Raw genomic sequence first — 6,129 nt, 5'->3', positions numbered from 1 at the left:
CGCGAAGGTCTGGTGCTTCCAGATCGGGACCTCGCTCTTGAGGTCGTCGATCAGGCGGCGGCAGGCCGCGAACGCCTCCGCGCGGTGCGGGCAGGAGACGGCCACCACCACGGCCAGATCGCCGATCGCCAGATCGCCCACCCGGTGCACGGCGGCCAGCGCGCGCACCGGGAAGTCGGCCACGACCTTCTCGGCCACCCGGCGCAGCTCGGCCTCGGCGGTCGGGTGCGCGGAGTAGCCGAGGGCGCCGACCTCCGCGCCTCCGTCGTGGTTGCGCACGGTGCCCACGAAGAGCGCCGTGCCGCCCGCCGCGGCATCGCCCACCGCCCCGAACACCTCGTCCACGGACAGGGGCGTGTCACGGACGGCGAGCAGCCGGATGGGGTGGGCGGCCGCGAGCTCGCCGGGGTGATCGTACGAATGTGCCATGTCGTCCATCGTGCCGTACCGTCCCGCCCTCGGGGAATCAATGGAGCCACTGGACTACCGGATCCCGGAAATCACCTTCCGCGACCTTGTCTCAGGCTCGGCGGCGCGCCTTACGGGCACGGCGCACGATCGCCGCGGTGCCCACCAGGGCCACGGTCGCGCCCGCGGCGCCGAGCGTCGTGGCGTCCTTACGGCCGAGACGCCGCCCGGCGACCGTATGGCGGCCGGCGACCTCCTCCAGCAGCTCCGCCAGGACCTCCTCGTTGGTCCAGCGCGGCCGCCAGCCCGCCGCGTGCAGCCTGCTGCCGCTGACCGCCCAGGGGTGCATCGTGTACGCGAGATCACCCGCCGGGGACGGCGTCAGACCGAGCCGGTGCAGCCGGGAGGCGGCGCCCAGGGCGACCGCCGAGGGCAGCTCCATGCGCCGGATCCCGGACAGTTCCTCGACCTCCTCCTGCTCCAGCCAGCCCTCGCAACCCACCGCCAGCTCGCCCTCGACCTTCTCCAGGGCGGCGTACTCCAGCGCGCCGACCAGGTCCTCCATATGGCAGAACTGCCAGGTGGGACGGGATCCGGCGACGACCAGCAGCCGCGGTGACTCGAAGTAGCGGGTGAGCGCGGTGTCCGTGCCGCCGACCAGGAGCGCCGGGCGCACCACGGTCACATTCAGCCCCGGATGCGCCCGGGGCGCGCGCTCCCCGAGCCGCTCGATCTCCAGGAGATCGCCGACGCCGGTGGCCTCGGCGGTCGCCCGCAGCTCCGCGTCCTCTGCGAGCGGCACGGCGTTGTCGGGAAGCGCCCCGTAGACCATCGCCGAGGTGCACAGCACCACCCGGCGCACCCCGGCCGCCGCGGCGGCCGTCAGGACCGTCTGGGTACCGCGCACGTTGTAGGCGGTGCGGGCGGCGGCGTCGGTGCCCAGGTCCAGGTCGACGGCCAGGTGGACCACGACATCGGCGCCGCGCAGCTTCTCGGCGATGGCCGGATCGCGGACGTCCAGCACATGCCACTGCGCCTCGGTCACCTCACCGCGGCGCTCGTCGATGGCCAGGACCTGCTTGACCTCTTCGGACTCCGCGAGCCGCTGCGTGAGCAGGGCACCTGGGCCCGAGGCGGCACCGGTCACCGCCACGACGGGTCGTCGTGCGGTACGGGCCGTATCGTTTCGCGCAGCGCGAACTTCTCGGTCTGGGGAACTCACCGGGCGTCTCCAGCGGTTGTCTTCAGTACGCAGCGCATGCACGCATACGTACCAGGTGACGTCCATCCTGCCGCAGGGCGGCGATCAGCGAAGCACCGAGCCCGGAAACCGGCGAGGTGTCTAGGCTGGGTGGTGATGTCGGGCATCCGCCACCGGCCCGGGGCCGGTGGCCCAACGAGCCGAGGAAACCCGTGAGTGACACCCCATTCGGATTCGGCCTTCCGCCGGAGGAGCCGGAGGACGGCGACGACGGCAAGAAGAAGGGCGGCCAGGGCGGCGAGCAGGGCCCCGCGAATCCCTTCGGGTTCGGCGGCGGAACCGGCGGAGCGGGCGGCGCGGAGAATCCGTTCGCCGCGATGTTCGGTTCGCTGAACCCGGGCGACCTGGGCGCCGCCTTCCAGCAGCTCGGGCAGATGCTCTCGTACGAGGGCGGCCCGGTGAACTGGGACATGGCCAAGGACATCGCCCGCCAGACCGTCGCGCGCGGCACCGCCGACGGCAGCAAGGACGAGAGCGTCGGCCCCGCCGACCGCGCCGCGGTCCAGGAGGCCGTGCGGCTCGCGGACCTGTGGCTGGACGGCGTCACCTCGCTGCCCTCGGGCTCGGGGACCGCGGTGGCCTGGAGCCGCGCCGAATGGGTCGAGGCGACCCTGCCGGTGTGGAAGGACCTGGTGGACCCGGTCGCCGAGCGCGTCGGCGCCGCCATGGGCGATGTGCTGCCCGAGGAGATGCAGGCCATGGCCGGCCCGCTGCTCGGGATGATGCGCTCGATGGGCGGCGCCATGTTCGGCACCCAGATCGGGCAGGCGCTGGGCGTGCTGGCCGGCGAGGTGGTCGGCTCGACCGACATCGGGCTGCCGCTGGGCCCGGCGGGCAAGGCGGCCCTGCTGCCGGTCAACATCGCGGCGCTCGGCTCCGGCCTCGGCGTGCCCAAGGAAGAGGTCCGGCTGTATCTGGCGCTGCGCGAGGCGGCCCACCAGCGGCTGTTCGCCCATGTGCCGTGGCTGCGCTCGCACCTCTTCGGCGCGGTCGAGGGGTACGCCCGCGGCATCAAGGTCGACACCGCCAAGCTGGAGGACGCGGTCGGTCAGCTCGACCCGACCCACCCCGAGCAGCTGCAGGAAGCGCTCCAGCAGGGCATGTTCCAGCCCGAGGACACCCCCGAGCAGAAGGCCGCGCTGGCGCGCCTGGAGACCGCTCTGGCGCTGGTGGAGGGCTGGGTGGACGCGGTGGTGCACGCCGCCGCCAAGCCGCATCTGCCGTCCGCCGACGCCCTGCGCGAAACACTGCGGCGGCGCCGGGCGAGCGGCGGCCCCGCCGAGCAGACCTTCGCCACGCTGATCGGCCTGGAGCTGCGGCCGCGCCGGCTGCGGGACGCCTCCCGGCTGTGGGCTTCCCTCACCGACGCCCGCGGCCTGGAGGGGCGCGACGGTCTTTGGGCGCACCCGGACATGCTGCCGACGGCGCAGGACCTCGACGACCCGGACGGCTTCGTCCACCGCGAGCAGCTGGACTTCTCCGAGCTGGACAAGATGCTCGGCGAGGCGGCGGGCGGCGATGAGGACCGTAAGGACGGCTCCGAGGGTCCCGACCTCCGTAAGGGCCGCGAGGGCGGCGAGGACGACCGCGAGGGCGGCGACCGGGGCGACGGCGAGAAGTGAGTCTTCACCAGGACGCGGCGCGGGTGCTCATCGACTGGCCCGCGCCCGATGCCGCCCAGGAGCGGCTGCGGCGGCTGTACGGCGACCATCTGGCCGCGTATCCGGACGGCATGTGGAAGGCGTGCGGGGACGGCCACATCACGGCGAGCGCGCTGGTGATCGACCCGGACCGGGAGCAGGTGCTGCTCACCCTGCACCGGAAACTGCGGATGTGGCTCCAGATGGGCGGCCACTGCGAGCCGGACGACGCCACGCTCGCGGGCGCGGCGCTGCGCGAGGCCACGGAGGAGTCCGGGATCGCGGGGCTGACGCTGCTGCCGGGCGGCCCGGTGCGGCTCGACCGGCACCAGACCCCCTGTGCCTGGCACCTGGACGTCCAGTACGCGGCGGTGGCGCCCCGGGGCGCGGTGGCGGCGATCAGCGACGAGTCGCTGGATCTGCGCTGGTTCGGCTACGACGAGGTGGCGGACGTGGCCGATGAGTCGGTGCGCCACCTGGTGACGCGCACCCGCGCGCTGCTCTGAGGAGCGCGTTGGGCTGCTCCGAGGAGGCTGTCGTAATCGAGGAGCCTGTCGGAATCGAGGAGCCTGTCGGAATGCGGGACGGCCGCGGACCCGAGGGCCCGCGGCCGCTGTGCTCCACCAGCGGTGACCTCGGTCAGTTGCTGAAGATGTTGCCCTGGTTCTGACCGCGGGCGCCCTGCTGGCCCATGCCGAACTGCGCGGCCATGCCGCCCCCGACCACCGCGTTCTGCGGCGGGAGCAGCTCGCTGGGCTGCACCAGGGCGTAGCCCTGGCCGAGGAAGCTGAGCTCCCAGCCCTCGCCGGTGTTGCCGCGCCGCCGCCAGACGCCCGAGGAGTGCGTCTGCGCCTGCATCTGGACCCGCAGCGAGCTGGACCAGGCGACGATGGCGTCCGCGTCGGCGTTGACGTACTTGTCCGGGGTGACCTGGAGCAGCAGCGGCTGCCCCGAGGTCATCAGCGCCACCTTGCCCCGGCCGGAGATGTTGAGGTTGTACTTGCCGGACCCGGAGATCCCGAACTGGCTGTCCACCGCGATCGACTCCCAGTGCAGCGTGGAGTCGATCGCGAGCACATAGGAGCTGTCGACGGTCAGCCCGTCGTGGTCCACGTCCATCACATGGATGTGCTGGGCGAGGTTGGCGAGGTAGACCGTGCCCTGCCCGGAGCAGCGCATCAGGTCCAGGCCCTCACCGGTACGGGCCCGGGCCCTGTGCTGCCCGGGCGTCTGGTACTCGCCGTCGAACTCGATGAGCCCCTGATAGGCGACCATGCTGCCCTTACGGGCGAGCACATCCTCATGGCCGCTCAGGGCGACCCGCAGCAGTTGCGGGTTCTGGAGCGCGTAGCGGTCCTGCGTCTGGGCCTCGGTGAAGGCGAAAAGCGGGCTCTGCATCTGGTGTCCCTCCCCCTCAGCCCCGGGCCCGGAGCCGGTCGGTGCTGTCCTCACTGGGCTGTACGACGACGAAGCCCTGCCCGGAGAAGCCGAGCTGATACGCCTCGCCGCTGCCCCGGCCGATCAGGGACGACGCCTTGAAGCTGCGCTTGCCCTTCACCTTGAGCCCGGAGGACCAGGCCACGAGCGCGTCCGGGTCCACATAGGTCTCGTCCTCGCCGCGGCCGCAGTCGACCACGATGGGGGTGCCGCGGGAGGTCAGGGCGACCCAGCCGGTGCCGGAGACGCCCACGTTGAACAGGCCCTGCCCGGCGAACTTGGCGATGCCCTTGACGCGTTCGACGCCCCACTGGAGGTGCGCGTCGAAGGCGAGGAGGTTGGTGCCGTTGACCGACAGCGCGTCGCCATTGAGGTTGATGCAGACGACGTTGGCCCCGTAGTCGGCGAGGTAGAGCAGCCCGTCGCCGCTGCACCGCATCAGCGGGGCGCCCTCGCCGGTCAGCCACTGGGAGGCCATCTGCCGTACCGCGGGCGGGTTGGGCTCGTACTGGACGAAGCCCTCGTAGGCCACCATCGAGCCGGTGCGGGCGAAGAGGTCCTGGCCGCTCTGCATGGCGACCTTGAGCATGCTGGCGCCGTGGTTCTCCATCCGGGCGGCGACCGGGGCGGGTGCGAAGCCCGAGATCATTTGCTGGTCCATATCGGGCTCCCTCAGACCTCGTAGGGCTGGACGACGATGAAGTTGCCGGGCGCGCCACGGAACTGGAGGTTCACGGTCTCCCCGCTGTGGCCGGGGTAGGCGCTGCGGCGCAGCCGCACCTGGCTGGAGATGATCACCTGAGCTCCGGCGGACCACGCCACGATGGCGTTGCTGTCGGCGAAGGTGGTCGGGGTGACGGGGAGGACGACCGGCGTGCCCTCGGTCTTCACCACGACGGTCCCGGTGCCCTGGAACTGCATGGTGAACAGCGCGCCGCCGGGGATGCCGTGGCCCTCGATCCGGCGCACCTCGTGGTGCAGCGACTCGTCGAAGGCGAGCACGTTCTCGGCCGAGACACAGATGGCGTCGCCCTGGAGCTCGATCGGGTGGAGCTCGGCGGCGTTCTCGGCGAGGAAGACCTGGCCCTGGCCGGTGCAGCGCATCAGCTGCATCTCCTGGCCGGTCGCGTTGCCGACGATCCGGCCGCGGAAACCGGCGCCCTTGTAGCTGAAGTCGACCTTGCCCTGGTAGAGGACCATCGTGCCCTGGCGAGCGAGCACGGGCTGGCCGCCGACGCCGAGGTCGACCCGCATGAGCCGGGTGTTCTGCGGCGTCCAGCGCTGGCCGGTGGGCGCCTCGCGGTACTTGGAGAGCGCGGCCTGGAGCCCGGGTGCGCCACCGCCCTGGGGGACACCGCCCATGGGCTGCGGTTGACCGTAAGG

The 6,129-nt window shown here is 72.3% G+C and carries 7 protein-coding genes; 2 read left to right on the top strand and 5 right to left on the bottom strand.

The annotated features are described in order from the left end of the window. The coding region (locus GWI24_RS39125; protein WP_210950784.1) for a molybdenum cofactor biosynthesis protein MoaE at nt 1-438 on the bottom strand (438 nt) is incomplete at its 3' end. Nucleotides 439-520: 82 nt separating this feature from the next. Continuing rightward, nucleotides 521-1,630 (bottom strand): NAD-dependent epimerase/dehydratase family protein, encoded by a 1,110-nt coding sequence (locus GWI24_RS39120; protein WP_210950783.1) that lies wholly within the window; start codon nt 1,628-1,630, stop codon nt 521-523. A 191-nt stretch (nt 1,631-1,821) separates the two neighbouring features. Here GWI24_RS39120 and GWI24_RS39115 point away from each other — a divergent pair, with 191 nt between their 5' ends. Together GWI24_RS39115 and GWI24_RS39110 are read left to right on the top strand one after the other, a co-directional pair. Beyond that, the gene (locus GWI24_RS39115; RefSeq protein WP_210950782.1) at nt 1,822-3,291 is read left to right on the top strand and encodes a zinc-dependent metalloprotease; all 1,470 of its coding nucleotides are present in this window, start codon (nt 1,822-1,824) and stop codon (nt 3,289-3,291) included. Further along, the gene (locus tag GWI24_RS39110) at nt 3,288-3,815 is read left to right on the top strand and encodes an NUDIX hydrolase (RefSeq protein WP_210950781.1); all 528 of its coding nucleotides are present in this window, start codon (nt 3,288-3,290) and stop codon (nt 3,813-3,815) included. The genes GWI24_RS39115 and GWI24_RS39110 overlap by 4 nt, the downstream gene beginning before the upstream one ends. A 133-nt stretch (nt 3,816-3,948) precedes the next feature. On the opposite strand, the gene GWI24_RS39105 is transcribed toward GWI24_RS39110, so the two are convergent. The 3 genes from GWI24_RS39105 to GWI24_RS39095 form a co-directional block, all read right to left on the bottom strand. After that, on the bottom strand, nt 3,949-4,707 hold the full coding sequence (locus GWI24_RS39105; protein WP_210950780.1) for an AIM24 family protein: 759 nt from the start codon (nt 4,705-4,707) through the stop codon (nt 3,949-3,951). Between the two features lie 16 nt (nt 4,708-4,723). Further along, the gene (locus GWI24_RS39100) at nt 4,724-5,407 is read right to left on the bottom strand and encodes an AIM24 family protein (protein ID WP_014054765.1); all 684 of its coding nucleotides are present in this window, start codon (nt 5,405-5,407) and stop codon (nt 4,724-4,726) included. Nucleotides 5,408-5,418: 11 nt separating this feature from the next. Then, the coding region (locus tag GWI24_RS39095) for an AIM24 family protein (protein WP_247617514.1) at nt 5,419-6,129 on the bottom strand (711 nt) is incomplete at its 5' end.

The sequence above is a fragment of the Streptomyces sp. MK37H genome (assembly GCF_018035285.1).
Lineage (GTDB): Bacteria > Actinomycetota > Actinomycetes > Streptomycetales > Streptomycetaceae > Streptomyces > Streptomyces endocoffeicus.
Note: the sequence above shows the minus strand (reverse complement) of the source record. Positions and strands in the feature narration are given on the sequence as shown.

Coding starts and splice junctions, on each gene's coding strand:
- GWI24_RS39105 (WP_210950780.1), bottom strand. CDS start 4,707: ATGCAGAGCCCGCTTTTCGCCTTCACCGAGGCCCAGACGCAGGACCGC.
- GWI24_RS39100 (WP_014054765.1), bottom strand. CDS start 5,407: ATGGACCAGCAAATGATCTCGGGCTTCGCACCCGCCCCGGTCGCCGCC.